22 protein-coding genes are annotated in these 26,498 nt (G+C 54.9%); 7 read left to right on the top strand and 15 right to left on the bottom strand.

The genetic code is table 11. The annotated features are described in order from the left end of the window. Positions 1-251: 251 nt before the first annotated feature. The gene (gene zapE / locus HV355_RS08770; protein ID WP_182401642.1) at positions 252-1,376 is read right to left on the bottom strand and encodes a cell division protein ZapE; all 1,125 of its coding nucleotides are present in this window, start codon (positions 1,374-1,376) and stop codon (positions 252-254) included. 189 nt (positions 1,377-1,565) lie between these two features. Between zapE and zapG the strand changes: the two genes are divergently transcribed. The 3 genes from zapG (at position 1,566) to degS (ending at position 4,662) form a co-directional block, all read left to right on the top strand. Next, positions 1,566-1,964 (top strand): Z-ring associated protein ZapG, encoded by a 399-nt coding sequence (gene zapG / locus HV355_RS08775; RefSeq protein ID WP_010436126.1) that lies wholly within the window; start codon positions 1,566-1,568, stop codon positions 1,962-1,964. 170 nt (positions 1,965-2,134) lie between these two features. Further along, positions 2,135-3,502 (top strand): serine endoprotease DegQ, encoded by a 1,368-nt coding sequence (gene degQ, locus HV355_RS08780; protein WP_010436128.1) that lies wholly within the window; start codon positions 2,135-2,137, stop codon positions 3,500-3,502. A gap of 92 nt (positions 3,503-3,594) precedes the next feature. Next, complete coding sequence (degS, locus tag HV355_RS08785; protein WP_089598450.1) at positions 3,595-4,662, top strand: outer membrane-stress sensor serine endopeptidase DegS; 1,068 nt, start codon at positions 3,595-3,597, stop codon at positions 4,660-4,662. An 87-nt stretch (positions 4,663-4,749) separates the two neighbouring features. Here degS and mdh read toward each other — a convergent pair whose 3' ends face one another. Further along, entirely contained in the window at positions 4,750-5,688 is a 939-nt protein-coding gene (gene mdh, locus HV355_RS08790) for a malate dehydrogenase (RefSeq protein ID WP_010436131.1), read from the bottom strand. A gap of 398 nt (positions 5,689-6,086) precedes the next feature. Between mdh and argR the strand changes: the two genes are divergently transcribed. Both argR and yhcN read left to right on the top strand, forming a co-directional pair. Continuing rightward, complete coding sequence (argR, locus tag HV355_RS08795) at positions 6,087-6,557, top strand: transcriptional regulator ArgR (RefSeq protein WP_010436133.1); 471 nt, start codon at positions 6,087-6,089, stop codon at positions 6,555-6,557. 374 nt (positions 6,558-6,931) lie between these two features. Then, complete coding sequence (gene yhcN / locus HV355_RS08800; protein ID WP_010436136.1) at positions 6,932-7,195, top strand: peroxide/acid stress response protein YhcN; 264 nt, start codon at positions 6,932-6,934, stop codon at positions 7,193-7,195. Between the two features lie 58 nt (positions 7,196-7,253). Here yhcN and HV355_RS08805 read toward each other — a convergent pair whose 3' ends face one another. From HV355_RS08805 to aaeX, 5 genes are all read right to left on the bottom strand, one after another. Continuing rightward, complete coding sequence (locus tag HV355_RS08805; protein WP_010436138.1) at positions 7,254-7,526, bottom strand: barstar family protein; 273 nt, start codon at positions 7,524-7,526, stop codon at positions 7,254-7,256. 45 nt (positions 7,527-7,571) lie between these two features. Continuing rightward, positions 7,572-9,026 carry an NAD-dependent succinate-semialdehyde dehydrogenase gene (locus HV355_RS08810; protein WP_042715202.1) on the bottom strand — a complete coding sequence of 485 codons (1,455 nt, stop codon included), beginning with the start codon at positions 9,024-9,026 and terminating at the stop codon, positions 7,572-7,574. An 88-nt stretch (positions 9,027-9,114) separates the two neighbouring features. Next, positions 9,115-11,082 carry a p-hydroxybenzoic acid efflux pump subunit AaeB gene (gene aaeB, locus HV355_RS08815; RefSeq protein ID WP_182401644.1) on the bottom strand — a complete coding sequence of 656 codons (1,968 nt, stop codon included), beginning with the start codon at positions 11,080-11,082 and terminating at the stop codon, positions 9,115-9,117. A gap of 5 nt (positions 11,083-11,087) precedes the next feature. Then, positions 11,088-12,020: a p-hydroxybenzoic acid efflux pump subunit AaeA gene (aaeA, locus tag HV355_RS08820; RefSeq protein WP_042715204.1), complete on the bottom strand. Its 933-nt coding sequence runs from the start codon at positions 12,018-12,020 to the stop codon at positions 11,088-11,090. Between the two features lie 7 nt (positions 12,021-12,027). Further along, complete coding sequence (aaeX, locus tag HV355_RS08825) at positions 12,028-12,231, bottom strand: p-hydroxybenzoic acid efflux pump operon protein AaeX (protein WP_003860416.1); 204 nt, start codon at positions 12,229-12,231, stop codon at positions 12,028-12,030. A 180-nt stretch (positions 12,232-12,411) separates the two neighbouring features. Here aaeX and aaeR point away from each other — a divergent pair, with 180 nt between their 5' ends. Continuing rightward, the gene (gene aaeR / locus HV355_RS08830) at positions 12,412-13,338 is read left to right on the top strand and encodes an HTH-type transcriptional activator AaeR (protein ID WP_120159709.1); all 927 of its coding nucleotides are present in this window, start codon (positions 12,412-12,414) and stop codon (positions 13,336-13,338) included. A 219-nt stretch (positions 13,339-13,557) separates the two neighbouring features. After that, on the top strand, positions 13,558-14,172 hold the full coding sequence (locus HV355_RS08835; protein WP_010436150.1) for a YagU family protein: 615 nt from the start codon (positions 13,558-13,560) through the stop codon (positions 14,170-14,172). A 46-nt stretch (positions 14,173-14,218) separates the two neighbouring features. Here the strand turns inward: HV355_RS08835 and tldD are convergent, their stop codons facing one another. The 8 genes from tldD to csrD all read right to left on the bottom strand — a co-directional run bounded on the left by tldD (position 14,219) and on the right by csrD (position 26,473). Next, entirely contained in the window at positions 14,219-15,664 is a 1,446-nt protein-coding gene (gene tldD, locus HV355_RS08840) for a metalloprotease TldD (RefSeq protein WP_182401646.1), read from the bottom strand. 84 nt (positions 15,665-15,748) lie between these two features. Continuing rightward, complete coding sequence (gene yhdP / locus HV355_RS08845) at positions 15,749-19,549, bottom strand: AsmA2 domain-containing protein YhdP (protein WP_126815462.1); 3,801 nt, start codon at positions 19,547-19,549, stop codon at positions 15,749-15,751. Positions 19,550-19,591: 42 nt separating this feature from the next. Beyond that, positions 19,592-21,061 (bottom strand): ribonuclease G, encoded by a 1,470-nt coding sequence (rng, locus tag HV355_RS08850; protein WP_010436156.1) that lies wholly within the window; start codon positions 21,059-21,061, stop codon positions 19,592-19,594. Beyond that, a complete protein-coding gene (locus HV355_RS08855) occupies positions 21,051-21,644 on the bottom strand; it encodes a Maf family protein (RefSeq protein WP_182401648.1) in 594 nt (197 codons plus the stop codon). The genes rng and HV355_RS08855 overlap by 11 nt, the downstream gene beginning before the upstream one ends. 9 nt (positions 21,645-21,653) lie before the next feature. Continuing rightward, complete coding sequence (mreD, locus tag HV355_RS08860) at positions 21,654-22,142, bottom strand: rod shape-determining protein MreD (protein ID WP_010436160.1); 489 nt, start codon at positions 22,140-22,142, stop codon at positions 21,654-21,656. Beyond that, positions 22,142-23,146 (bottom strand): rod shape-determining protein MreC, encoded by a 1,005-nt coding sequence (mreC, locus tag HV355_RS08865; RefSeq protein WP_010436162.1) that lies wholly within the window; start codon positions 23,144-23,146, stop codon positions 22,142-22,144. The genes mreD and mreC overlap by 1 nt, the downstream gene beginning before the upstream one ends. A gap of 61 nt (positions 23,147-23,207) precedes the next feature. Continuing rightward, a complete protein-coding gene (mreB, locus tag HV355_RS08870; RefSeq protein WP_000913396.1) occupies positions 23,208-24,251 on the bottom strand; it encodes a rod shape-determining protein MreB in 1,044 nt (347 codons plus the stop codon). A 281-nt stretch (positions 24,252-24,532) separates the two neighbouring features. After that, positions 24,533-26,473 (bottom strand): RNase E specificity factor CsrD, encoded by a 1,941-nt coding sequence (csrD, locus tag HV355_RS08875; protein ID WP_108416107.1) that lies wholly within the window; start codon positions 26,471-26,473, stop codon positions 24,533-24,535. Between the last annotated feature and the right edge of the window lie 25 nt (positions 26,474-26,498).

Below are 26,498 nucleotides of genomic sequence, written 5' to 3' on the forward strand. Positions count from 1 at the left end.
AGTCAGTTGAGGCTCACACGACAAAGTCCGGCAAACCTACCCCTTCGAATAGCACATGCCGACACATAGAAAGTTTCGGGAAAAAAACCTTCTCGTAACGTGGGGTCGCAAGATTATAGAGAAGTTGAGGTCAAAGATCGACCCTTAAATGCGATTCAAATTGGGTTTTTCGAGGGTGTGGCAAATGCCGGGTGGCGGCTTCGCCTTACCCGGCCTACAAGGTTCCCTTCTCAGGGAGAGGGTGGCATTTTTTACGGCATATGCTCCAGCTTGAGGTATTCCTCGCTCTGCATCTCCTGCAGGCGCGACAGGCAGCGCTGGAACTCAAACTTCAGCCGCTCGCCCTGGTAAATCTCATATAAAGGTACCTCGGCGCTGACCACCAGCTTAACGTGGCGCTCGTAAAACTCGTCCACCAGCGCAATGAAGCGTCGCGCTTCGCTTTCCATCAGGCGCGTCATCACCGGCACATCCAGCATCATCACGGTGTGGAACAGGCGCGAAAGCGCGATGTAATCATGCTGGCTGCGGGCATCGACGCAGAGTGTCGCAAAGGAGACGGCCAGGGTTTGATTTTCTACGCCCTGAGTTTGTAAGGGACGGTGGTTAATCTCGAGTTCCGGGGCGCGCTCACGTTTTGCCCCCGCCAGCGCCAGCCACAGTTTATCCATCTGGTTTGTGGTTTCTGTGTTCAACGGCGAAAGCCACAAATGGGCCTGAGTCAGCGTGCGCAGGCGGTAATCCACGCCCGCGTCGACGTTCATGATGTCGCAATGCTGTTTTATCGCATCGATAGCGGGCAGGAAGCGCGCGCGCTGCAAACCATTGCGGTACAGCTCGTCCGGCGGAATGTTCGAGGTCGCCACGAGCGTAATCCCACGCGCAAACAGCGCTTTCATCAACCCGCCCAGCAGCATCGCATCCGTAATATCGGAAACAAAAAATTCGTCAAAGCAGAGTACGTCCGTTTCCGCCTTAAAGCGGTCGGCCACGATCTCCAGCGGATCGCTTTTGCCCTGCAATGCCGTCAGCTCTTCGTGAACCCGCAGCATGAAGCGGTGAAAATGCAGGCGCTGTTTACGCGTGCCCGGCAGGCTCTGGTAGAACATGTCCATCAGCCAGGTTTTACCGCGCCCGACGCCCCCCCACATATATAAGCCACGTACCGACGCGTTAACCTGAAGTTCTTTTTTCCCCAACAACCGACCGAATGCCGCCTTCAGCCCACCGCTTTGCACCGCCTCTGCGGGTTTCGCTGTGAGTTCCTGATAAATCGTATCCAGGCGATTAACCGCTTCACGCTGGACGTCATCCGGCTGATGTGAGCCCTCGTTCAGGGCCAGTTGGTAACGCGATGAGGGGGACAGGCTTTGCATAATCTTATTGTTAATCCTTCGGTTATGACTCATCAGCAGGCGCGACTGATGAAAAAAAGGCCGTTCTACACTACGCGATGATACGTCAGGATTCCACTTCTGAAGAAATAGCGGTTATAGTGGCAATATCAGGCACAGGCAGGAGCCGAGCCAACACCCTACGGAACAACAAGACAACGGGAGAAGTTCATGACCTGGGAATATGCGCTAATCGGTTTAGTCGTCGGCATCGTCATCGGTGCTGTGGCCATGCGTTTCGGTAATCGCAAATTGCGTCAGCAGCAGTCACTGCAGTACGAACTGGAAAAGAACAAAGCCGAACTGGAAGAGTATCGTGAAGAGCTGGTCAGCCACTTTGCCCGTAGCGCCGAGCTGCTGGACAACATGGCGACCGACTATCGCCAGCTGTATCAACACATGGCGAAAAGCTCCAGCAGCCTGCTGCCGGAAATGACCGCAGAAACGAACCCGTTCCGCAACCGTCTGGCAGACTCTGAAGCAGGTAACGATCAGGCTCCGGTTCAGATGCCACGTGACTATTCGGACGGCGCGTCCGGCCTGCTGCGCGGTGGCGCAAAACGCGATTAATCGCAAAACATGAATAAATTTTACGGGCGCATCTCTTGCGCCCGTCCTTTCTTCCCGTCCCCAGCTATTATTTAGTCAAACACCTCATTGTTCAGCGGTTGAAAATTCAATAACATCAAGATGTTTTTGGGCCGTTCTTCTTTCATTCCAGGATACGAGAGTCAGCATCAATGAAGAAAAAAAACCAGCTGTTGAGCGCTTTAGCGTTAAGTGTCGGGTTATCTCTCTCGGCGTCCTTCCCTGCCCACGCGGCACTGCCTTCGCAGGTGCCGGGACAGGCAGCCATTCCTAGCCTCGCGCCGATGCTGGAAAAAGTGCTGCCCGCCGTGGTCAGCGTCCAGGTCGAAGGCACCGCGCGGCAAAGCCAGCGCGTGCCGGAAGAACTGAAGAAATACTTCGGTGATGAATCTCCCGACCAGCAGGCGCAGCCATTTGAAGGACTGGGCTCTGGGGTGATCATTGATGCGGCCAAGGGCTATATCCTGACCAACAACCACGTGATCAGTCAGGCGGATAAGATCAGCGTCCAGCTCAATGATGGCCGCGAATTTGACGCCAAACTGATCGGCGGCGATGACCAGAGCGATATTGCGCTGCTGCAGATCCTCAAACCCAGCAACCTGACGCAGATTACCATTGCGGACTCCGACACGCTGCGCGTGGGCGATTTTGCCGTCGCCGTCGGTAACCCCTTCGGCCTGGGCCAGACTGCCACCTCCGGGATCGTCTCCGCACTTGGGCGCAGCGGCCTGAACCTGGAAGGGCTGGAAAACTTTATTCAAACCGACGCGTCTATTAACCGCGGTAACTCGGGTGGTGCCCTGCTCAACCTGAACGGTGAGCTTATTGGTATCAACACGGCGATCCTCGCACCCGGCGGCGGCAGTATCGGGATTGGCTTTGCCATTCCGAGCAATATGGCCAAAACCCTGTCTCAACAGCTCATTCAGTTTGGTGAAGTCAAACGTGGACTGCTGGGCATCAAAGGGATGGAGATGAGCGCGGATATCGCCAAAGCCTTTAACGTCAACGTCCAGCGCGGCGCGTTTGTCAGCGAAGTGCTGCCAAATTCCGGGTCGGCGAAAGCAGGCGTGAAATCCGGCGACGTCATCGTCAGCCTGAACGATAAACCGCTGAACAGCTTCGCAGAACTGCGTTCTCGCATTGCCACCACCGAGCCTGGCGCCAAAGTGAAACTCGGTTTGATTCGCGACGGCAAACCGCTGGACGTTGAAGTCACGCTGGATAAGAGCACCTCCTCTTCCGCCAGCGCGGAGCTGATCGCCCCGGCCCTGCAAGGCGCGACGTTAAGCGACGGTCAGCTTAAAGACGGCACGAAAGGCATTACTATTGATACCGTCGAGAAGAGCAGCCCTGCCGCACAGGCGGGATTGCATCAGGATGATGTCATCATCGGCGTGAACCGCACTCGCGTGCAATCTATTGCAGAAATGCGCAAGGTGCTGGAAAGTAAGCCAACGGTCATTGCCCTGCAGGTTATGCGTGGCAAAGAGACTATCTATATTTTATTGCGCTAAGCATTTGCGACCCCGGACATCACCGCTGCATGTGATGTCCGGATAACTCATGTTATGCTGCAAACCGTTCATTTTTTAACGACACGCGCATCATGCTTTTAAAGCTCTTTCGTTCCATTGCTATCGGTTTGATCGTTGCTGGCCTGCTGTTGGTGGCTATGCCGTCTTTGCGTCAGTTCAACAAACTGACGGCCCCCCAGTTTGACAGTACGGATGAAACGCCTGCCACTTACAATCAGGCTGTTCGCCGTGCCGCACCCGCCGTGGTCAACGTTTATAACCGAGGACTGAATACCTCGGCCCATAACCAGCTGGAGATCCGCACGCTCGGCTCCGGCGTAATTATGGATGAACGTGGCTACATCATTACCAACAAGCACGTGATTAACGATGCCGACCAGATTATCGTCGCCTTGCAGGATGGTCGCGTATTTGAAGCGTTACTCGTGGGCTCGGACAGCCTGACCGACCTGGCGGTTCTTAAGATCAACGCCACGGGCGGCCTGCCCACCATTCCGATCAACCGTAAACGCACGCCACATATTGGCGACGTCGTGTTGGCGATAGGTAACCCGTACAACCTGGGCCAGACCATTACCCAGGGGATTATCAGCGCCACCGGTCGAATCGGCCTGAACCCGTCAGGGCGGCAGAATTTCCTTCAGACCGATGCCTCTATCAACCACGGTAACTCCGGCGGCGCGCTGGTGAACTCACTGGGTGAGCTCATGGGCATCAACACCCTCTCGTTCGATAAGAGTAACGATGGCGAGACGCCGGAAGGGATTGGTTTTGCAATTCCATTCCAGCTGGCAACCAAGATCATGGACAAGCTCATTCGCGACGGGCGCGTGATCCGTGGCTACATTGGTATTGGTGGACGTGAAATTGCGCCGATGCATACCCAGGGCGGTGGAATCGACCAGATTCAGGGGATTGTGGTGAATGAAGTGTCGCCAGGTGGCCCGGCCGCGAATGCGGGTATTCAGGTTAATGATGTCATTGTGTCGGTTAATGGCACGCCAGCCGTTTCTGCTCTCGAAACGATGGATCAGGTGGCGGAAATCCGACCGGGCTCAATCATCCCTGTTGAAGTCATGCGGAATGATAAGAAGCTGACGATTCAGGTGACGATTCAGGAATACCCGGCGACAAACTGATGTGTATAAAAAAACCGAAGCACAGGCTTCGGTTTTTTTTGCCGGGTAGCGCTTACGCTTACCCGTACTACAAAGGGAGAGAACGTTTTACTTGTTAACGAACTCTTCGCCCAGAGTGATATCTTTCTTCAGCGTATCCAGCATGCCTTCCATCGCGTTTTGTTCAAACGCGCTCAGCGTACCAATGGATTTACGCTCTTCAATACCGTTTTTGCCCAGCAGCAGCGGCTGAGAGAAGAAGCGAGCGTGTTCGCCGTCGCCTTCAACGTAAGCGCATTCAACTACATTTTTCTCGCCCTGCAGAGCACGAACCAGAGACAGACCGAAACGCGCCGCCGCCTGACCCATAGACAGGGTTGCGGATCCGCCACCCGCCTTCGCTTCCACCACTTCGGTGCCCGCGTTCTGGATGCGTTTAGTCAGGTCAGCCACTTCCTGCTCGGTGAAGCTCACGCCTGGGATCTGCGACAGCAGAGGCAGGATCGTCACGCCAGAGTGACCACCGATAACCGGCACTTCTACTTCCGTTGGCTGCTTGCCTTTCAGCTCAGCGACGAAGGTGTTGGAACGGATGATATCCAGCGTGGTCACGCCGAACAGTTTGTTCTTGTCGTAAACACCCGCTTTCTTCAGCACTTCTGCTGCGATAGCAACGGTGGTGTTCACCGGGTTAGTGATGATACCGATACAGGCTTTCGGGCAGATTTCAGCGATCTGCTGAACCAGGTTTTTCACGATGCCCGCGTTGACGTTAAACAGGTCAGAACGATCCATACCAGGTTTACGTGCCACACCCGCAGAGATCAGTACGACGTCAGCACCCTGCAGCGCAGGACGCGCATCTTCACCGGAGAAGCCTTTGATTTTCACAGCGGTCGGGATGTGGCTCAGGTCAACCGCCACACCTGGGGTTACCGGAGCAATATCGTACAGGGAGAGTTCTGAGCCTGAAGGCAGTTGGGTTTTCAGTAGTAGGGCAAGCGCCTGGCCGATACCACCAGCAGCGCCGAGGACTGCAACTTTCATCCTAAACTCCTTATTATGGTTAACTTTAAGTATCTGTAACTCCGTTGCGGCGACCATAATTCAGCGAGTAAATAATTACAATTTTCGTAGCTAAAGAATTTGAGGTCGCGCGTCTTTCACCTTCGCCTGAATGCTATCGGGCAGCGGGCAGCAACGAAATAAGAGGTGGTTACAATACACCTTGCCACGCCACCAAAACAACATCATTTTGATAACATTTAATTTACTTTTAAGCTTATTTGCGCGGCGTGACCCAGGCATGTTTTCCGATAACGAAATCTGATAAAATCGCTCCCTTTCATAACATTATTTCAGCCTGGCACCAGGTAGATAGTTTGCATAAAAATTCATCCACATGCATAATAATGTTGTTTCTATCGTCATATTCCGGGTGACTTATGCGAAGCTCGTCTAAGCAAGAAGAATTAGTGAAGGCGTTTAAAGCGCTACTCAAAGAAGAGAAATTCAGTTCTCAGGGAGAAATTGTTCAGGCGTTGCAGGAACAAGGCTTCGAAAACATCAATCAGTCGAAAGTCTCCCGTATGTTAACCAAGTTTGGCGCAGTGCGTACCCGCAATGCCAAAATGGAAATGGTCTATTGCCTGCCTGCTGAACTTGGCGTGCCGACTACCTCCAGCCCGCTGAAGAACCTGGTCCTCGACATCGACTATAACGATGCCGTGGTGGTTATCCACACCAGTCCGGGCGCGGCGCAGCTGATTGCTCGCCTGCTGGACTCATTAGGTAAAGCGGAAGGTATCCTCGGCACCATCGCCGGTGATGACACCATCTTTACCACTCCGGCAAACGGTTTTTCGGTTAAAGATCTCTACGAAGCGATTCTGGTCCTGTTCGAACAGGAACTGTAATCCTCCTCCCCGCGGCCTGCTGCGGGGATTGTTCTGCCCCCGTTACGTTATCCCCTCTTTTCTACTGCCTCTTACTTTGACAAATAGTGCTTTTTACCAACCATTAACATTCATCCGGTGAATACTCAGGCGCAAAACCGCACAAAATATCAAAGTACTATACCCCTATGATTTTATTGGCTTTAACATCATGAGCTGATGATAAAGTAACCATTTTTATGCATTTTGGTTATATAAATCTTATCCGTTAACACGTAATAACATATGAAACAATTAGTCTGGTATTAATTTATCACGTTATTAGTGTATACTTGATTTTGTGATGAGGGTCACAAAGCAAGACCCCACTAAAAAATTCGACGAGGTAAAGAATCATGAAAATCAAAACTACTGTAGCGGCTCTGAGTATCCTGTCTGTCCTGTCATTCGGCGCTTTTGCGGCTGATTCCATCAACGCAGATCAGGCGCAATCCCGTGAGGCAATCGGCACGGTGTCTATTGGCGCGGTCGGTACGTCTCCGATGGATATGCATGAGATGCTGAACAAGAAAGCGGAAGAAAAAGGTGCATCCTCTTATCGCATCATTGAGGCGCGTAGCGGTGACACCTGGCACGCAACTGCTGAACTGTATAAATAAACCCTCGTCGTATCTGCGCATACGACTTGCCCCTGGCCTCACGGTCAGGGGCTTTTTTTTAATGTCGCGCATTAAAACGCAACTGCCCTTCCAGCTCTTCTTCAGCTTCATCAAACAGCAGGATCAGCGCGCCAAAGCGTCTGCGCAGCTTGTCGGGCAAATGAATGAACTCGATCTCCAGCGGTAAGGGCAACTGACTGCCGGTAACCACATCCCACAGCGTATCCAGATTGGTGACGCTTTCCCGCTCCAGGTTGAATACCCGGGTAAATTCTCGATAAAAGTCGTCCTGACTGTCGATTTCGTCAAAATCAAAGGTATACGTTTTCATTGCCAGCCACCCGGTACAGGCGGGCGGAATATGCCGCCCTGTCTATTATAATCCCCCGATATGCAGGGTTTTGACTTCCAGAAACTCTTCCAGCCCCAGCACGGATCCTTCGCGCCCCAGCCCGGACTCTTTTACGCCGCCAAACGGTCCCAGTTCGGTGGAGACGGCACACTCGTTAATCCCAATCATCCCGCTTTCAATCGCCTGTGAGACGCGGAACACGCGCGACAGGTTCTGAGTATAGAAATAGGCCGCCAGCCCGTAAGGCGTGTTATTGGCGCGCATAATCACTTCGTCTTCTGACGTAAACCGGAAGCAGGCTGCCACTGGGCCAAACGTCTCCTCTTCCGCCAGCTTCATTCCTTCATGACAATCACCGAGTACCGTGGGCACCCAGAAGTTGCCGCCGAGGGAATGCGCTTTGCCGCCTGCCAGCACCGTGGCGCCTTTTGCAACGGCATCTTCCACATGTTCGCGTACTTTATCGACGGCGGAACCGTCAATCAGCGGGCCAACAACGACGCCCTCTTCCAGACCGTTGCCGACTTTCAAAGCGTTTACCGCATCGGCGAGCTGGTTCACAAACTTGTCATAGACCGTTTCCTGAATATAAAAACGGTTTACGCTGACGCAGACCTGCCCGGCATTGCGAAACTTATTCGCAATCGCGCCCTTAACGGCTGCATCAATATCTGCATCCTCAAAAACGATATAGGGCGCATTGCCCCCCAACTCCATTGACACTTTCTTCATCGTCTCGGCAGCGTTGCGCACCAGGGTTTTCCCCACAGAGGTTGACCCGGTGAACGAGATTTTGCGCACATCATGGCTGGCCATGATCGCGTCGCTGATTTCATGCGTATTGCCCGCCACCGCATTGAGTACGCCGTCTGGCACACCGGCCTGCTTCGCCAGTGTGAGCAGTGCAAAAGCGCTCAGCGGAGTATTATTGGCGGGTTTAATCACGCCGGTACAACCTGCGGCCAACGCCGGACCGAGCTTGCGGGTGAGCATCGCCATTGGGAAGTTCCACGGCGTAATGGCGGCAACCACGCCGATAGGTTCGCGGGTCGCCAGAATGCGGGAGCCGGGTTTAACCGGAGGGATAATTTCACCGTTCGCGCGCTTGGCCTGCTCAGCAAACCACTGGATAAAGCTGGCGGCATACTCCACTTCGCCCTCGGCTTCTTTCAGGGGCTTGCCCTGTTCGGTGGTCATTAGCCGTCCAAGCCAGCTTTTGTTTTCGATAATCAGCTCATACCAGCGGTAGAGGATCGTCGAACGCTCCTTCGCGGTTTTGGCGCGCCACGCGGGGAAGGCTTTGGTCGCGGCGGCAATCGCTTCTTCGGTTTCCGCTTTACCGGCTTTCGCCACTTTGGCGATCACCTCACCTGTCGCCGGGTTCAGCACGTCAAACGTGGTGTCGAGTGTTTTCCAGATGCCGTTAACAAGATATCCGTTTTGAAAAAGAATGTTGTCCTGGAGAGCCTGGGTAGTCATGTGTCCTCCCTTCCTGAATGTAAGAGCCTGCAGAACTAAGTATAGCCACAAAAAAACCGACGCTTTTGGCGTCGGTTTTTAAGCTCACTTAATTGTCAGTCAGGACATTCTGGTAGCGATGCAGCATGAAGACCAATCGCCCAACCGGCTCGGTTACCTGAGGCGGCGCGTTCCAGACCTTAAGCTTCTCCTGGTAGATGTCTAACTCTTCAAGCAGCTGTTTAAAATAGCGACGTCGTTTGTCATCGCTGGACGCCGCGATCACATGGTCGGCCGTGTGGCGCAACTGGCGGTGAAAGGCAGACAGATCGTCGTTAACCGGCACAGGCGCATTCCGCAGGCGCTGGTGCGCGATGATCATGGTTAACGCCAGACGGAACCTGGCAACGTCCCCCGGAAATTTATTGAGCAGCAGGAACAGCTGCTGATAAAGCGCCGGAAGGTGGTTCTCTTTACGGCGTGCGGCGTTGGTTGTCATGGATGATACGGCAGCCGAAACAAACTGATTCAACAGCACACGACCGGTCCGCGCCTGAGAGTTATCCCGCACCAGCAGAATCACCATCATCGCCAGGAAACAGCCCACCAGCTGACCTAACGCGCTGTCGAGGAACTGGCTGAAATGGAAGGTCATCGGGTTATCCAGCACAATAATGTTAATGGTACTGGCTAGCGCACCCAGCGATCCCAGGCGGCGCTTCTGCACTTCTATCCCAATAAAGAATGCCATTACCGCCAGGCTAATACAGAGCAGAAGCATGCTTTGCTGCGTCGACGGGATAATCACCAGGAAGTAGAGCGCACCGATGGGCAGTGCGGCAATGGTGCCGTAGAGAAAATCGATAGCGACCATGCGCGGGTTGGGCAGACGCATCGCCAGCGCGGTAACGACGGCAATCATGACCATCGCACCGCTACCGGACGTCCAGCCGGTCCACAGCCAGAACAGCGTGCCGAGCATGCAGGCCAGCGTGGTACGCCAGAAGTTGACCATAGCGTGATGGCGCTCGGCGGATTCCGGCTTGATCACCACTTCGCCCTGCAGCACCTCTTCTTCCGCCGCGCTGATTTTGGTATTACCCGTCACACCGCGCTTAAGCAGCAGGTAGCGCGTCGCAGCCCCAACCCAGGTATAAATCGTCACCGGCGTATCGCGCTCCCCCGTCCAGGCGATAACGCGACGCATGCGTTTGAGCTGTCGGTGCACGTCCTGCACCGTTTCGACCGGCTCGTCAAAGAGCTCACGGAACGTGTCCGTTACCACCTCCGGGCGGGTATTCTGAATCAGATAGGTTTCGCACGCCTGGGTGATCAGCGTTAAGGAAACGGTATTGATCGCTTTCAGGCGACGGTTGGCGCGTTCCCAGCGCGAAGATTCCATATTGAGGTTGCTGCGCATCCCCTCCAGCGCCTGCGTGCGGCGCACCAGGCCGCTCCACGCTTTATCGACCTCTTCGCTGTCACCGTGCTTGATGCACAACTGCATTAACTGGTACTGGGCAACAATCAGCGCGTCGAGCTCACGGTCCACTTCCTGCTTGATGGAACGCGGGGAGAAAAGCAGGTCCGCAACGATCGCGCAGACGATACCAATGACAATCTCGCTGCAGCGTTCAACCGCAAACTGCGGCGCAAGCAGCGGTTCGGACTGGATGGTGATGACAATGATCAGCGCGGTATAGCCCGCCAGCCCCCATGCGTAGGAGTTTTCAACTTTGACCAGCGACGAGACCCAGGTGCAGAACCCTGCCCAGATACAGCACACCATGATCATCAGCAGAGGGGTGCGGATCATCAAAATAATGATGGTGAGCGCGGCGAAACAGCCGATAAACGTCCCGACGATACGCAGCATACCGCGGTAGCGGATGGCGCCAGAGTAGGGTTCACCGCCCGCGGCAAAGGCGGGGCCAGCCGCAACGATAGCTGCCGTCAGCACCGCCCAACGGGGCGTTTCCAGCTGGAAGTGAAAGCCGACAAACAGCGCCAGCACGATGGCACATGCCAGCTTCACGGCGAAGCGAATGTGCTGGCTGGCGATGGAAAAGAGTCCCATAACGATTAACCAAACTCGCGCAGGCGGTGGGCGATTTTACGGAAAATAGAGTCCTGGCTGGCATCGCGGTCTTTTTCCCCGGTGATGACCACCGTTGCCGTGGTGCCCGCAGGCCACAGGTTCCCCTGCTGCTCATCAAGATGGATACGTACCGGCACGCGCTGCGCCAGACGGACCCATTCTAGGTTAGAATCCACCGTCGCCATCCCTTTGGTATCGTTAGAGCTACTAGAGTTGGTGACCCCTGCCGCGACGCTGTCGACGGTACCTTTAAACACACGGTTGCTGCCGAGCGGCGTGATCTCCGCGCGATACCCTGGACGTACCCCTTCCAGCTTGGTCTCTTCCATATAGGCGAGCACGTAGAAAGAGTGCTGTTTAACCAGCGCTACGGCGGTGGAGCCACGGGTAATGAATTCCCCGGCATAGACGTTCAGGTTGGTGACCCAGCCATCGGACGGCGCGCGGATCACGGTGCGTTCGAGATCGAGCTTCGCCAGATCGCGCGTTGCTTGCGCTTTCGCCAGCTGGTGCAGCACGGTTTGCAGCACGTTGTTGGACTGGTCAATCTCTTCGCGGGACATTGCCTGAACGCCCAGCTGGTTACGGCGGCCTGCCTCGCGGCGTTTCTCCGCGGCCAGCGCCTGGTAATAGGCCACGTCCGCTTCCGCTTCTTCTAACGCTTTTTGATAGCGGGGCTGGTCAATGGTGAACAGAACCTGATCTTTTTTCACCAGTTGGTTATCGTGGACGTTAACCGCGGTGATAAGACCGGCCACGTCGGGGGCAATCGCCACCACATCGGCGCTGAAACGCGCATCACGCGTCCACGGTGATTCCGTGTAATAAACCCAGGCGCGGAAAATGGCGATAAACGCCAGAACGACCAGCGCCATGGTGATGGCAGTGCGGGAGACTTTTCTTATTAGCGTTTTCACATCAACCTCAGACAAACATGCGCGATATCAGATAGAACAGGCAGCAATACAGCGCGGTATTGAACAATGCAGGGTGCCAGACGAAATCGTAGATCCCGGTAGGGACCAGCACCTTGCGCACCAGCCAGAAGATCGCCAGTGATAAAAGAAGCTCGAAAAATATCGGTGGGAACGACAGACCGAACACCACGATTACAGGAAACAGACTCATGTTGACCTTGATAAGAGAGAGTGCAGGCTTCAGATTTTTTTTAGCGCACGCCATCGCAGGAGAGCAAGAAACGCCGGGCGAGAATGGCGCAGCCGTTATGTAATTAATAATATATTAACGTAACTGTTATGCTGTTATCTATAATATGTGATCTAAATCACTTTTAAGCCAGAGTGAACAATGGAACGTTTAAAACGCATGTCCGTCTTCGCCAAAGTGGTGGAGCTCGGCTCATTTACCGCCGCTGCGCGTCAATTGCAGATGAGTGTCTCTTCCATCAGCCAGACGGTGTCAAAACTGGAAGATGAGCTGCAGGTGAAGCTGCTCAACCGCAGTACCCGCAGCATTGGCCTGACAGAAGCCGGTAAAATTTATTACCAGGGCTGCCGCCGAATGATGCACGAAGTGCAGGATGTGCACGAACAGCTCTACGCCTTCAATAACACCCCCATCGGCACGCTGCGCATTGGGTGTTCTTCAACTATGGCACAAAATGTTCTCGCTGCCATGACGGCGGAAATGCTGAAAGAGTATCCGGGTTTAACGGTGAATCTGGTGACGGGCATCCCTGCGCCGGACCTGATCGCCGACGGATTAGATGTGGTGATCCGCGTCGGGGCGTTACAAGATTCAAGTCTCTTTTCACGTCGGCTGGGGAGCATGCCGATGGTGGTCTGCGCTTCAAAAAGCTATCTGGCACAGTACGGCGTTCCGGAGAAGCCTGCCGATCTCAGCAACCACTCGTGGCTGGAATACAGCGTGCGCCCGGACAACGAATTCGAACTGATTGCCCCGGAGGGGCTCTCCACCAAACTGCTGCCGGAAGGCCGCTTCGTCACCAACGATCCGATGACGATCTCCCGCTGGCTGGTCGCCGGGGCCGGGATCGCTTACGTGCCGCTGATGTGGGTGATCAATGAGATCAACAGCGGCGTACTGGAGATCCTCTTCCCGCGTTACCAGTCCGATCCACGTCCGGTCTACGCTCTGTATACCGAGAAGGACAAACTGCCTCTCAAAGTACAGGTGTGTATTAACTACCTGACCGAGTATTTTGTCGAAGTGGCGGAGCTGTTTCAGGGGATGCGCGGCAGAAGAAAGGAGTAATAAAGTAATCGCTATAATCATATCTGGCATGAATATTCCCCGGATGGTACCCACATTCCTCCAGGAATATTTCCGCCCTCCTCTCAGGAATGGCTAATTGACACTCCCGCCACCCGACATTTACCTTATAAGCAGTCTGAGCATCAGACTGTTATATATTTGTTACCAACATGAATAATAAAATGTATTTCGCAGGATGACGTTAAACAAGGAAAAGAGATGAATATATTCGAACAAACACCGCCTTCGCGCAGGCGCTATGGACTCGCCGCGTTCATTGGTTTGATTGCAGGGATTGTCTCCGCGTTTGTCAAATGGGGAGCCGAGGTGCCGCTTCCGCCACGCAGTCCGACAGATTTATTTACCGGCGCATGCGGGCCAGAGCAATTATTACGGGCAGCAAGTCAGATTGACTGTTCCCGCAATTTTTTAAACCCACCTTATGTTTTTTTACGCGATTGGCTGGGCGTCGTCGATCCTAACGCGGCGGTTTATACATTTGCAGGACATATATTTAACTGGGTCGGCGTAACACATATTATTTTCTCAATCGTGTTCGCCGTAGGTTATTGCGTAGTTGCTGAAGTCTTCCCGAAAATTAAACTCTGGCAGGGTTTACTGGCGGGTGCGTTAGCTCAGCTTTTTGTTCATATGATCTCCTTCCCGCTGATGGGGCTGACGCCACCGCTGTTTGAGCTGCCGTGGTATGAACACGTGTCAGAGATCGTGGGCCATTTGGTCTGGTTCTGGTCGATCGAAATCATTCGCCGTGATTTGCGTAATCGCATCACTCACGAGCCGGATCCGGAGATACCGCTGGGTAACTTACGTTAAAAAAAAGGCGCTACATCAGTAGCGCCTTTTTTTATGCATGGTCAGGTCAGGCTGTGCCGCCTACCGTCAGGTTGTCCACTTTCAGCGTTGGCTGGCCCACGCCAACCGGCAGGCTCTGGCCCTCTTTACCGCAGACGCCCACGCCGTTATCCAGCTTCAGATCGTTGCCGACCATGGAGATCTGCTGCATGGCTTCAATACCGGAGCCAATCAGCGTCGCGCCTTTCACCGCTTTGGTCACTTTGCCTTTCTCGATCAGATACGCTTCTGACGTGGAGAAAACAAACTTACCGGAGGTGATGTCCACCTGGCCGCCGCCAAAGTTTGGCGCGAAGATCCCGTAATCGACGGATTCGATAATCTCCTGCGGCGTGGACTGGCCCGGCAGCATATAGGTGTTGGTCATGCGCGGCATCGGCAGGTGCGCGTAAGATTCACGACGGCCGTTGCCCGTCGGCGCAACGCCCATCAGGCGCGCGTTGAGTTTGTCCTGCATGTAGCCTTTCAGCACGCCGTTTTCAATCAGCACGTTGTACTGGCCTGGCGTACCTTCGTCGTCGATAGAAATCGAGCCGCGACGATCGAGCATGGTGCCATCATCCACGACGGTACACAGTTCAGAAGAGACGAGCTGCCCAATCTGACCGCTGAATACGGACGTTCCGCGACGGTTAAAGTCGCCTTCCAGACCGTGGCCCACCGCCTCGTGCAACAGCACGCCCGGCCAGCCAGCGCCCAGAACAACCGGGAATGATCCCGCGGGTGCCGCGACAGCATTAAGATTCACCAGAGCCATGCGCACGGCTTCTTTTGCCCACGCGTCAGCGCGTGCTTCACCGTCAACATCGCCCAGGAACCAGTCATAGCCGAAACGACCGCCGCCACCGCTTGAGCCGCGCTCACGCTTGCCGTCATCATCGACCTGCACGCTGATCGACAAACGCACCAGCGGACGCACATCAGCGGCCAGGGTTCCGTCAGTCGCTGCTACCAGAATAAGTTCATAGACGCCGCTCAGGCTGGCAGACACTTCCTGCACGCGTTTATCCGCAGCGCGCGCCACTTTGTCCACGCGACGCAGGATATCCAGCTTCTCTTCGCGGCTCATGCTCTGCAGCGGATCGATGCTGGTGTACAGCGCAGCGTGCTGCACTTCGCCCAGGGTTTTCACGCGGCCATCACCCGTATCACGCACGATAGTACGGGCGGCCTGCGCGCTCTGCTCCAGAGCAGCCAGGCTAATCTGATCGGCATAGGCAAAACCGGTTTTTTCGCCGCTGACGGCACGCACGCCGACGCCCTGATCGATGTTATAAGAACCATCTTTAATGATGCTGTCTTCTAAAACCCAGGATTCGTGATAGCTCGACTGGAAATAGAGATCGCCGTAGTCGAGACGGCGTTCGGTCAGTTGACCAAGAATGGAGAACAGGTCCTGATGGCTCAGGCCGTTCGCTGCGAGCAAATGTTCACTTACCAGGTTCAGACTCATCGTATTGCTACTCGTTCGTTGCCGCCCGTGGCGGTAAAAAGATCGTATTTATTGAGAGTGAGGCAATTACCTGCCCACGTCAAATCATTGCTGTGCATCTTTGCGCGGCTGGCGCAGCACCTCGTTAATCTGCGGTTTATCGATCGGACCGGTGATGCGGTAGCGCAGAATCGAGACCTTGCTCCACAGTGGCCCCAGCACTTTACTGGCGGCAAACACCGCCGCACCGACAATCGGGTTCACCACAAAGGCCGCCGCAACGCCCACGCTTGCGGAAATTTCCGGCGCCACCACGGCTTCCATATCCAGCTCGCGACGCACGAGGTTCACCGAGCCTTTCATGGCGATATCCGCTTCCAGGCCATCGACCAGCGTGTCGTCAGTGTGCAGAACGCCGTCCTTGATCCACGCCGTACTGCGAATGGAGTCATAGTAGAAACCTTCGCTAAAGGTGTCGCTAAAATCGAAGCGCAGCTTGCGCAGCAGGGCATCAAAACTCAGCAAGCGCAGGATCTGCCCGGCGCGCCCGGTACTCACATCGGCAATTTCACCTTTGCCGAACTGGGTTTTCAGTATCCCGTTGAGCGAAGCCTCATCCGGCTTCCACGGCGCCGCGCGCCAGTGCAGATCGTAATTGACGTCAAATGACGAGCCGCGAAGCGGTGTGCTGATGCCAAAGAAGTTAGCCGCTGCGTCCAGCTTGTTGCCCTTGATGTCGCCTTTCAGCGAGGTGCGCTGCTCGCCTGGGTTATTGACCCATTCGCCCGCAGCCGTCAGGCGGCCAAAGCCGGTATCGACCAGCCCACCGGTCAGGCTCAACGTATTGCCTTTGATGGCAACATCTCCGTCAATGCGTCCGTACTTTTGCCCCCACAGCCAGCATTCCGCGCAGCGTAGCTGCAGATCGGGCCAGCCGCTGAAATCAATGCGGGAAGCGTTACTGAACGGCGACGGGCCTGCGGCCTGGTCTTGACTGCTCGCGACTGTCGGGTTGTAGTAGAGGTAGCGGATCGCGGCCAGCCACGGCGCGTTATCGCGCATATTTAACGTGGCGTTAATTTCCCTGCCCTGAGCCTCTACCTTTGTCCCGTTGCTCGTCGGCTGAGAGACAATGCTCAGGTTGTTCCACCGCTGTCCGCCCAGCGTCAGCGCAGGCGTGCGCAGGGTAATGGTCTGCGGGAACTGAGCGGTCTCGTCTACGTTCTGCCCCACGCCTTTCTGGAACAGCGCCAGCCATTCAGCACCGTCCATCGCCGGAAGGTTAAGTTCAATGCCTGCCTGTTCAGGCAGCGGCGGCGTGGTGCGGCTGTCAGTCGTCCAGATGGCCCTGTCGAGCGTAAGCTTGCGGTTAAGCAGCCAGCGGCTGTTGAAGTGGTTTGTCTCGCCTGCGCTGCCGGTCAGCGCGAAGCTATTGAGGTTGCCATCAACGTTGAGCTTCACTGGCAGCGCCTGCCCGGCGTGTTTATCCAGCGGCGCGGGAAGCTGGCTGCTGATGTTTTTCAGGTCGCCAGTGATATCGACCTTATAGCGGGCGCCGGCGTGATAAGGCAGATCGATAGCGACCTTACCGTTCCAGGAAACGGCGCCCTCCACCGATTGCGCGATTGGCTTCGGCAAAACATCCATTCTGGCAGGCTGCCAGTTAGCATCCAGATTAACCGCCACCTGATAGGCCTTTTCCCCTTCGGTGGTTGAGAAATCAATATTGACGGGCTGATTGAACCAGTTCGCTTTAAGTGGCTCACTCTTCAGGTTGCCGTTCACGAAGCTGAACTGCCCCGTGAGGTTTTTCAGCGTGCTGTCGAGCGGTTTGATGTACAGGCTATTGTTGTTCAGACGAACATCGCCTTTCGCGGTGGTCATCTCACCGTCCAGCGGGATATCCAGATGTAAGCGAGCACTTACATCGCCATCCAACTGTAGCTCCTGAAGGGTGGCTCCCAGGGAATCATCCAACGGCGTATCCTCAAAATACGGCCCAACCGCCTTGCCCGGGCCATTGATATCCGCATCAATAAGCAGCTTCTCTTTGGAATAGTCCGGGATATTTGCCGTCAGATTGCTGGCCGTCACACCACCCAGCGCAACGCTGTCTGACTTCATCCACAATCCGTCATTGAGGAAGTTGAGTTCAATATCCAGATTTTTCAGCGCAGGCCAACCCGGCTGGAAGGCGAAAGTGGCGTTGTGCAGCGGCACCAGCACCTGGAACTGGCCTTCATTATGCTTGTAAGGGAACAGATGCGGATTACCGCCATAGGCCAGCGTGGCGTTATCCGCCTGCCCGCCCTGGATCGCGCCGCTCAGGTAATCCACCAGCGCTTTGCCCATCAGGTTCTCCGGGAAGTAGCGCCAGGCCTGCGAGCCGTCGCTAGTGCTGATCCCTGCAAGAATACCCAGCCACGGCTCATCGCCTTCGGGCTTCAGATAGCGGAAATCCCCGCGTGCATGTACGGCTTTTGCTTTGACATCAATATCGCGGCCATCAAGCTGAAAACCTTTGTCATTCTTAAGCCAGCTCAGCGTAGCGTTGCCATGCTCGATTTCCAGCGGGGCGCGGAAGACGGTTTCATACGGCATTTTGGCGTCGTGCATATCGACCGTCAGCCTGCCGTTTTCCACGCTACCTTCCAGTTTGCCGCTGAAGTGTTCTGCGCCTGGCAGCAGTTTCCACTGCTTCCAGGCAAGGTCTTTCCATGTGGCCTGGAAGCGCGTTTTCTCCGTCGCCTGAAGCGGGATGTCCAGCCCCAGGGCGTCGATCGTCCCGCTCGGCTGCGTGGCCAGCCAGATCTCACCAAGGTCAGGCGAGAGTTTTGCGGCCATCGAGCGCAGCCCTTCGATGGCGGTCAGATCCAGATTGCTGGCTCGAATACGTAGCTCGTCACTGCGTTTGCTGCTTGCTCCGCCGACATCCTGTTCCGGCATCCAGGCCAGCGTCAGCGCACCGCGTGGCCACGGCTTGTTGTCCATGGTGATGCGCGTATCGGGAATAGCAAACTGCCAGCCTTCTTTCTCCTGAGTCACGTGCGCAGTGAGATTATCCACGGAAAGCTGATGCTGCTGGTTCTCCGCTTTCCAGCTCGCGCCCCCCTGCTTCAGCCAGATGTCGCCGCTGGCGAATTCCCCGTTTGTCAGCGTCATCCAGCCTTCAAGGCTGAAACGAGCGGTTTCCAGCTGCATGTTTTGCTGCAGCCAGTCACCCAGCCAGGGTTTCACATCGACGTCATCGGCCTGCAGCCAAACCTTACCGTTGTTCAGTAACCCATTGTCGTCACGCAGATCCATACGCACCTGCATCACGCCATGCTGCCCATTCAGGCTGGAGAGATTCACCTGTCCCTCGGCACGATGACGGTCTTTACCGTTCAGCCAGGTCAGCTGTGGGATCGCCAGCTCGGCACGCTGCCCCGAAAGGGTAATAAAGCTCACCTCGCTGTCGCGGAGATCAAAGTGATCGAACTGACGCAGGAAGAGATCGCTGATGCGGTTGGTTTCCAATCCCTGATCGCCATCACCACTGCGCAGCGGCGTATTGGTCAGGAACTGGAGTTGCCAGAAGGTGAGATCGCGAAACTGCCAGCGCAGATGCAGCAGGCTTTGCCAGACATCCAGCGCCAGCGTTACGCGTTTAATTTTCAGATGGCCGCCGTCTTTCAGGCTGGCATTGATATCCCGCGCATCGAGCGTTGGACCGAAGTTCTGCCAGCTCGCACTGATCTGGCTTACGTCCACCGGCACGCCGGTGGCGGATTCGATTTTCGCCAGCACCTGCGGGCGCCAGCTATCCAGATGCGGCAGAACGAGGCGTAGCCCGCTCACGAGCAACGCGACAATCACGACCAGCGTTGCCCCTGTAAGCAGTAAAATCCCCGGCAATCGCCTCACGCATCTCTCCTTGTCAGCTTTGGTCTCGCAGCGAACTGCGGTTTACATCATCACGACGTCAAACTGCTCCTGGTTATAGAGCGGTTCGATTTGTACTTTTACCTGCTTGCCGACAAAGATTTCCACTTCCGCCAGCGCGTGCGACTCTTCGCCTTTCAGGGCTTCCGCCACCGCAGGGGAAGCATAGACCAGAAAACGGTCTGAGTCGTAGGCATGATGGACACGCACGATTTCCCGCATGATTTCATAACAGACGGTCTCAACCGTCTTTACCGTACCGCGTCCGTGGCAGGTTGGACACTCGTTACACAGCACATGTTCCACGCTTTCGCGGGTCCGTTTCCGGGTCATTTCCACCAGACCCAGCTGAGAGAAGCCGTTGATGCTGGTTTTCACGCGATCTTTACTTAGCGCCTGCTCAAGCGAGTGCAGCACGCGACGGCGATGGTCTTCATTACTCATATCGATAAAGTCGATGATGATAATGCCGCCCAGATTGCGCAGACGAAGCTGGCGAGCAATGGCCTGCGTGGCTTCGATATTGGTGTTGAAGATGGTGTCATCCAGATTGCGATGGCCGACAAACGCCCCGGTGTTGATATCCACGGTCGTCATCGCTTCGGTCTGATCGATGATCAGATAGCCACCGGATTTCAGCTCGACCTTACGCTCCAGCGCGCGCTGGATTTCGTTTTCGACATCATAGAGATCGAAAATCGGCTGGCGGCCAGAGTAATGCTCCAGCAGGCCTGGCATTTCCGGGATGTACTCGGCGGTAAATTCCAACAGCGCTTCATAGGTCAGGCGGGAATCCACGCGAATGCGGTCAAGCTGCGCGTCGGCGAAATCACGCAGTACACGCTGCGCGAGCGCCAGCTCACCGTACAGCTGATAGCGGGTCTGGTTGCGTTTTTTACGCTCCATCACTTTGGTCCAGACGCGCTTGAGGTAGGCCGCATCGGATGCCAGGTCTTCTTCGCTGATCCCTTCCGCGGCGGTACGGATGATAAACCCGCCCTGTTCGTCGCAGTAGGCGCTGACGACTTTTTTCAGACGTTCACGTTCGGTTTCGCTCTCAATACGTTGGGAAACCCCCACGTGCGAAGCACCCGGCATAAAGACCAGGTAACGGGAAGGTAACGTGATGTCGGTGGTCAGGCGGGCACCTTTAGTACCCAGCGGATCTTTCACCACCTGCACCATCAGATCCTGGCCTTGACGCACCAGCTCGGAGATGTCGCGGACGGCAAACTGTTTTTGCTCTTCACCTGCCACACACTCGGTGTGCGGCATGATATCGGAAGCATGAAGAAATGCCGCCTTATCGAGCCCAATATCTACAAAAGCCGCCTGCATACCCGGTAGTACACGACTGACACGACCTTTGTAGATATTGCCTACGATTCCGCGTCGCGCTTCACGCTCAATATGAATTTCCTGAAGAATGCCACCATCAATGTAGGCCACACGGGTTTCCGAGGGCGTTACGTTTACCAACAATTCAGCCGTCATAATTATCCCTTCCCTCACGCAGTGAGTTAAAATTGCTCAGCAACTCATACGTTTCCACCAGCGGTAAGCCGACTACGGCGTGATAGCTGCCATTAATCTTCCTGACAAAACAGCCACCCAACCCTTGAATACCGTATGCACCTGCTTTATCCATCGGTTCACCGCTGGCAATGTAAGCGGCGATCTCGTCGTCGGTAAGCACTCTGAACGTCACGTCCGTCACGACCAGGCAATCCAGAACGATTTGACTGTCCGCCAGCGCAACGGCCGTCATCACCTGATGCGTTTGCCCGGACATTTTACGTAGCATTCGCGCTGCATGGTCAGCGTCATGCGGTTTCTCCAGCACTTCACCGTTAAGGATAACGATGGTATCCGCCCCCAGAACCGGAAGGTCACGTGGCGTTTGCACCACGCCAGCCTGCGCTTTTTCACGTGCCAGACGGGAAACATACTGCTGAGCACTTTCACCCTCAGCACGTTTCTCTTCAATACCCGTAACGATACGTTCAAAGGAGACGCCCAACTGAGTGAGCAACTCCTGACGACGCGGAGAACCAGAGGCAAGATAGATAGACGTCATAGAAACCTTTTACTGCACGGCAAACTGCTGGCGAATTTTACGCATCAGCAGGAACAGCCATGGCCAGAGCACACCGTTTACTACACTACTCCAGAACACTTCCGGTCGGAAAGAGACGTTGATCACTAAAAACTCTGCCCAGAAAACAACGATATCCGCAGCAAGTGACAACAACATCACCACCAGCGCCTGTTGCCAGAGCGCGAGGTTACGAAAGAGCTGGAATTTGAGTGCGACGAGGTACGCAATTATGCTCATGGATAACGCGCGTACGCCAAGCGTAGAGCCGCTAATGAGATCCAGTATGGCACCCATCACAAAACCTGTGCCCACATTTACGCGGTGCGGCAGGGCGAGGATCCAGTAGAGCAAAATGAGCAATACCCAGTTTGGCCGGAAAACGAGGATGTCGTCCGGCCAGGGCATGATTTGCAGCAACAATGCGATAAGAAATGAGAGCCAGATAACCCAGCGTCCCTGGCTACGATAACTTGCCACTACTGCCCTCCACCCGACACTTGAGGTGGCGGTGGCGGCTGCGTTAATCCCGTAGCAGGAGCCGGTACAGGCGCAGGCGGCCCCATCGCGTCTGGCGCAGGAAGAACCTGAGGCATCATCTGCATCAGACGCTCATTTGCCACGCGATGCACATCTTCAGGCGTCATCGGATTGGCGCCGTTACGATCGGCCCCCCACAGCAGCAGCAGGTAGCGCAGACGCTGTAAACCGGCGGTCGGACGCGCCTGGATGACGGTATACGCACGTTGCGTATCCAGCTTCACGGAAGAGACAACCGCAACGGGATAGCCTTCAGGGAAGCGTCCGCCCAGACCTGACGTCACCAGTACGTCACCCACACGGATGTCCGTGTTGGCAGGCAGATGTTCGAGTTGCAGATCGTCCGTACAGCCGTTACCGGCCGCAATCACGCGAATGTCGTTACGCAGAACCTGAATCGGCAGCGCATGGGTGGCATCACAAATCAGCAGCACGCGGCTGGTCAGTTTGGCAACCGCCACGACCTGACCCACAACGCCTTTATCACTGATAACAGGCTGGCCTTCGTATACACCGTTGACGCTGCCTTTGTCGATCACCACCTGATCGCTGTAAGGATCGTTGACGGTAGAGATCACTTGCGTGACCATTTTCTGCTCATCCTGACGCAGCGGCGAGCCAAGCAGCTCGCGCAGACGCGCGTTTTCCTGCTTGTACTGTCCCAGCATCAGCAGTTCGCTGTTTTTCAGCAGCAGTTCCTGACGTAATGCCCGGTTTTCGAGTTCGAGTTGGTCGCGTGAAGACAGCGTTTGAGAAACGGAGTCGAGCAGTTCACGGGGACCATTTGATACAAAGTAGAAAGGACTGACGGCGGTATCCATGTACGTTCTGATCTGGCTGAACGTACCGAGGCGGCTATCGGCAATAATGACCCCAAGCGCAACCAGAACCGCCAGGATAAGGCGAAACTGTAGCGATGGGCCACGGCTAAAAATTGGCTTCATAGGCTATGCGTATTCTCGCGTCAGAGAGAAAGGGTAGCAATGCGCTACCCTTTCACAATGACTACTCTTCGCTGAACAAGTCGCCGCCGTGCATGTCGATCATTTCCAGCGCCTTGCCACCACCACGGGCTACGCAAGTCAGTGGATCTTCTGCAACTACGACAGGAATTCCTGTCTCTTCCATTAACAGGCGGTCGAGGTTACGCAGCAGCGCACCACCACCGGTCAGAACCATACCGCGCTCGGAGATATCGGACGCCAGTTCTGGCGGGCACTGTTCCAGCGCAACCATTACCGCGCTCACAATACCGGTCAGCGGCTCTTGCAACGCTTCCAGGATTTCGTTGGAGTTCAGGGTAAAGCCGCGTGGAACGCCTTCAGCCAGGTTACGACCGCGAACTTCGATTTCGCGAACTTCATCGCCTGGGTAAGCAGAACCGATTTCGTGCTTAATACGCTCTGCGGTGGCTTCACCAATCAGAGAGCCGTAGTTACGGCGCACGTAATTAATGATGGCTTCGTCGAAACGGTCACCACCGATACGCACGGAAGAGGAATACACCACGCCGTTCAGGGAGATAACGGCCACTTCAGTGGTACCACCACCGATATCCACCACCATAGAACCGGTCGCTTCGGAAACAGGCAGACCCGCACCGATTGCCGCAGCCATTGGTTCTTCAATCAGGAACACTTCACGTGCACCGGCACCCTGTGCGGATTCACGGATTGCGCGACGTTCAACCTGAGTCGCGCCAACGGGCACACACACCAGCACACGCGGGCTTGGACGCATGAAGCTATTGCTGTGAACCTGCTTAATGAAGTGCTGAAGCATTTTTTCAGTCACGAAGAAGTCAGCGATAACGCCGTCTTTCATTGGGCGGATTGCGGCAATGTTGCCAGGGGTACGACCCAGCATCTGCTTCGCGTCATGACCCACTGCGGCCACGCTTTTTGGCGAGCCAGCACGATCCTGACGAATGGCCACAACAGAAGGCTCATTCAATACGATGCCTTGTCCTTTTACATAAATAAGGGTATTCGCGGTACCCAGGTCAATGGACAGGTCATTGGAAAACATGCCACGAAATTTTTTCAACATACTAAGGGATAATCCTGAAAGCTGGGGCGGAAAACAAAATCCGCTTACTTTACCAACCACACGCAGCAGCGACAAGGCGCAAAAATCATCTGCAGCGGTGAAAATTTGTGCAGTACGTTTCCTTTGTTACAAATGCATCCCCGGATTCCCTCAGGGCTGAGTAAACAGCAGCGTCCCTCATGTTCATTTGTAACCCGTTAAAGGTCGTTCACTGGCGTTTTGCTCGTCATACTCAAAGCTACAGGCGCGATATTCTACGTGAAAACAAATTAAACGGCAGGTCAAACAGAGTATCTTTGCAAATATTTTTTCACATTGGTGTCAAGCGGCTGAGAGGCGGCAAAAAAATCCCCCTGACCTCCTGTTACACCGCGCTCTGTCAACATCTGCCATTCACTTCGCGAACGCACGCCTGCGGCAAATACTTGCGTTTGCGTTCCTTTGCATGCTTCCACCAGACTCTGTACCAGCAGCTGGTTTTCCGTGCGCTTTTCGATATTCCTTACCAGACCTGGATGTAACTTTAATAACTCAACATCCAGCTCCTTGATCCAACGGGTACTGACCAGCGTTAAACCGGCCTGCGTGACCGCTACTCGCGCACCCAACGCATTGATCAAACGCACCACCGGACGCAACCGGCTGATGTGTTGACCTACATCCGCCTCAGCAAGTTCAAAAATAATGCGTTTGCGTTGCGATTTTTCGCATTGCATTAAAGTATCGCGCAGCCAGCGTTGAAAACGAGGGCGTATTAACGACTCTACGGTAACCTGTAATGCCAGGTTTTCTTCCGGCCAAAACGATAAAAACGGAATCACCCGGGTTATCTGCTGGCGGTCATACTCTTCGGATAATCCAAATTGCAGCACCATCGGCAGGTATTCAGCAGAAATAACCTCTTCCGAGCCGTCAAAAATACGGCACATCAACTCGCGGTGGTGCACATTTCCATTTTTCAGGACCGCCGGTTTTTGATAGATCCGTGGCCCGCCACGACTGAGCATTTGCTCAATCAAAGTACGCCAGCGCACGTTTCCGCGTCCTTTTTCCGGCAGCGAATCGTCGTAAACCGCCCATCCGTTTGCGCCCTGCAATACGGCGTTGCGGGTAGCGGCTTCCGCATGCTCCATCACCTGCTCAGTCGATTGCCCACCGCGCCAGGCACAGATCCCCATATGAACCATATCGTCTCTGTCGAGCATTTTGCTTTGCGGCAGCGAATCGACGGCTTTCAGCAGCTGGCTGGCGATACTTTCCGCCTCTTTCAACGTGCGGTGCGGCAATAACACGGCAAAGTCGCTCCGGTGATAACGTGCCAGCAGCGCCCCGGGGTAGCGCATGATAAAAGTAGACAGGAGATTGATCAGCGTAAAGAGGTTCTCTTCCGCCACACGCTGTCCCCAGGTGTCGCGCAGCAGATCGAAATCAGGCAAGCGGACCATCATGACTACGCCGTGGGTACCCACCTTTTCGGAGTCATCCAACAACGTCGCCAGCTGATTATCAAAAAAGAGACGGTTATTCAGACCGGTTTTATTATCCTGTGCCGCGTAAGAGCGGATTAGCGTGTCCATGCGGCTACGCTGGTCGCTGGCGAACTGGATTTCTGAGAGCAACACATCCAATGCGCTACTGGTGCGCGTCGGCCATTCATAGACCGAACCCCGCACCTGCGGGCCACGCTCGCCGTTCAGGATCCTTACTGAGCGTGTTTCAAGCAATTCTTGTCCGGCAAGCTGACGGCGCAACCAACGAACCGCCAGAAAAATAAGCAGCACGATAAAAGCAACAGCAATGGTGAGAGGCGCAGTGGTCATCAACGAGTGAAAATAGTTGGCCATCGGATCCTGATAGACCATGCGAATGGTCATACCCGGATGTTTAAGCGAATCGACCGTGACGACCCGATACTGACTGACCGTACCGGCTGGACGGTAGCTCCCCCGCCGGGTGTGACTGAACACTGTCTGCTTTCCCTGGACGATATCGACCCGAACAATATCAACAGGCACCATCAGCTCATCCAGCTCTGGCGACAGTGCCGGGAATGAAGTTGTAATCAAACGCGTATCAATAACCGATGCAACCGACTCTACCCGATTAACCAGCTTGTCCTGGATGGCATTATAAAAACTTAAGGAGCAGCCAATCAGGGTGACAAAAATCGTTAACCCCGTTAGCAGGGTGATAAAAGCCGAGAACTTCGTCGTTAATCGCATCCTTGAGATTACTCCGTGGGTTGAT

Origin of the sequence: Enterobacter sp. RHBSTW-01064 (genome assembly GCF_014103035.1) — a bacterium.
Taxonomy (GTDB): domain Bacteria; phylum Pseudomonadota; class Gammaproteobacteria; order Enterobacterales; family Enterobacteriaceae; genus Enterobacter; species Enterobacter mori.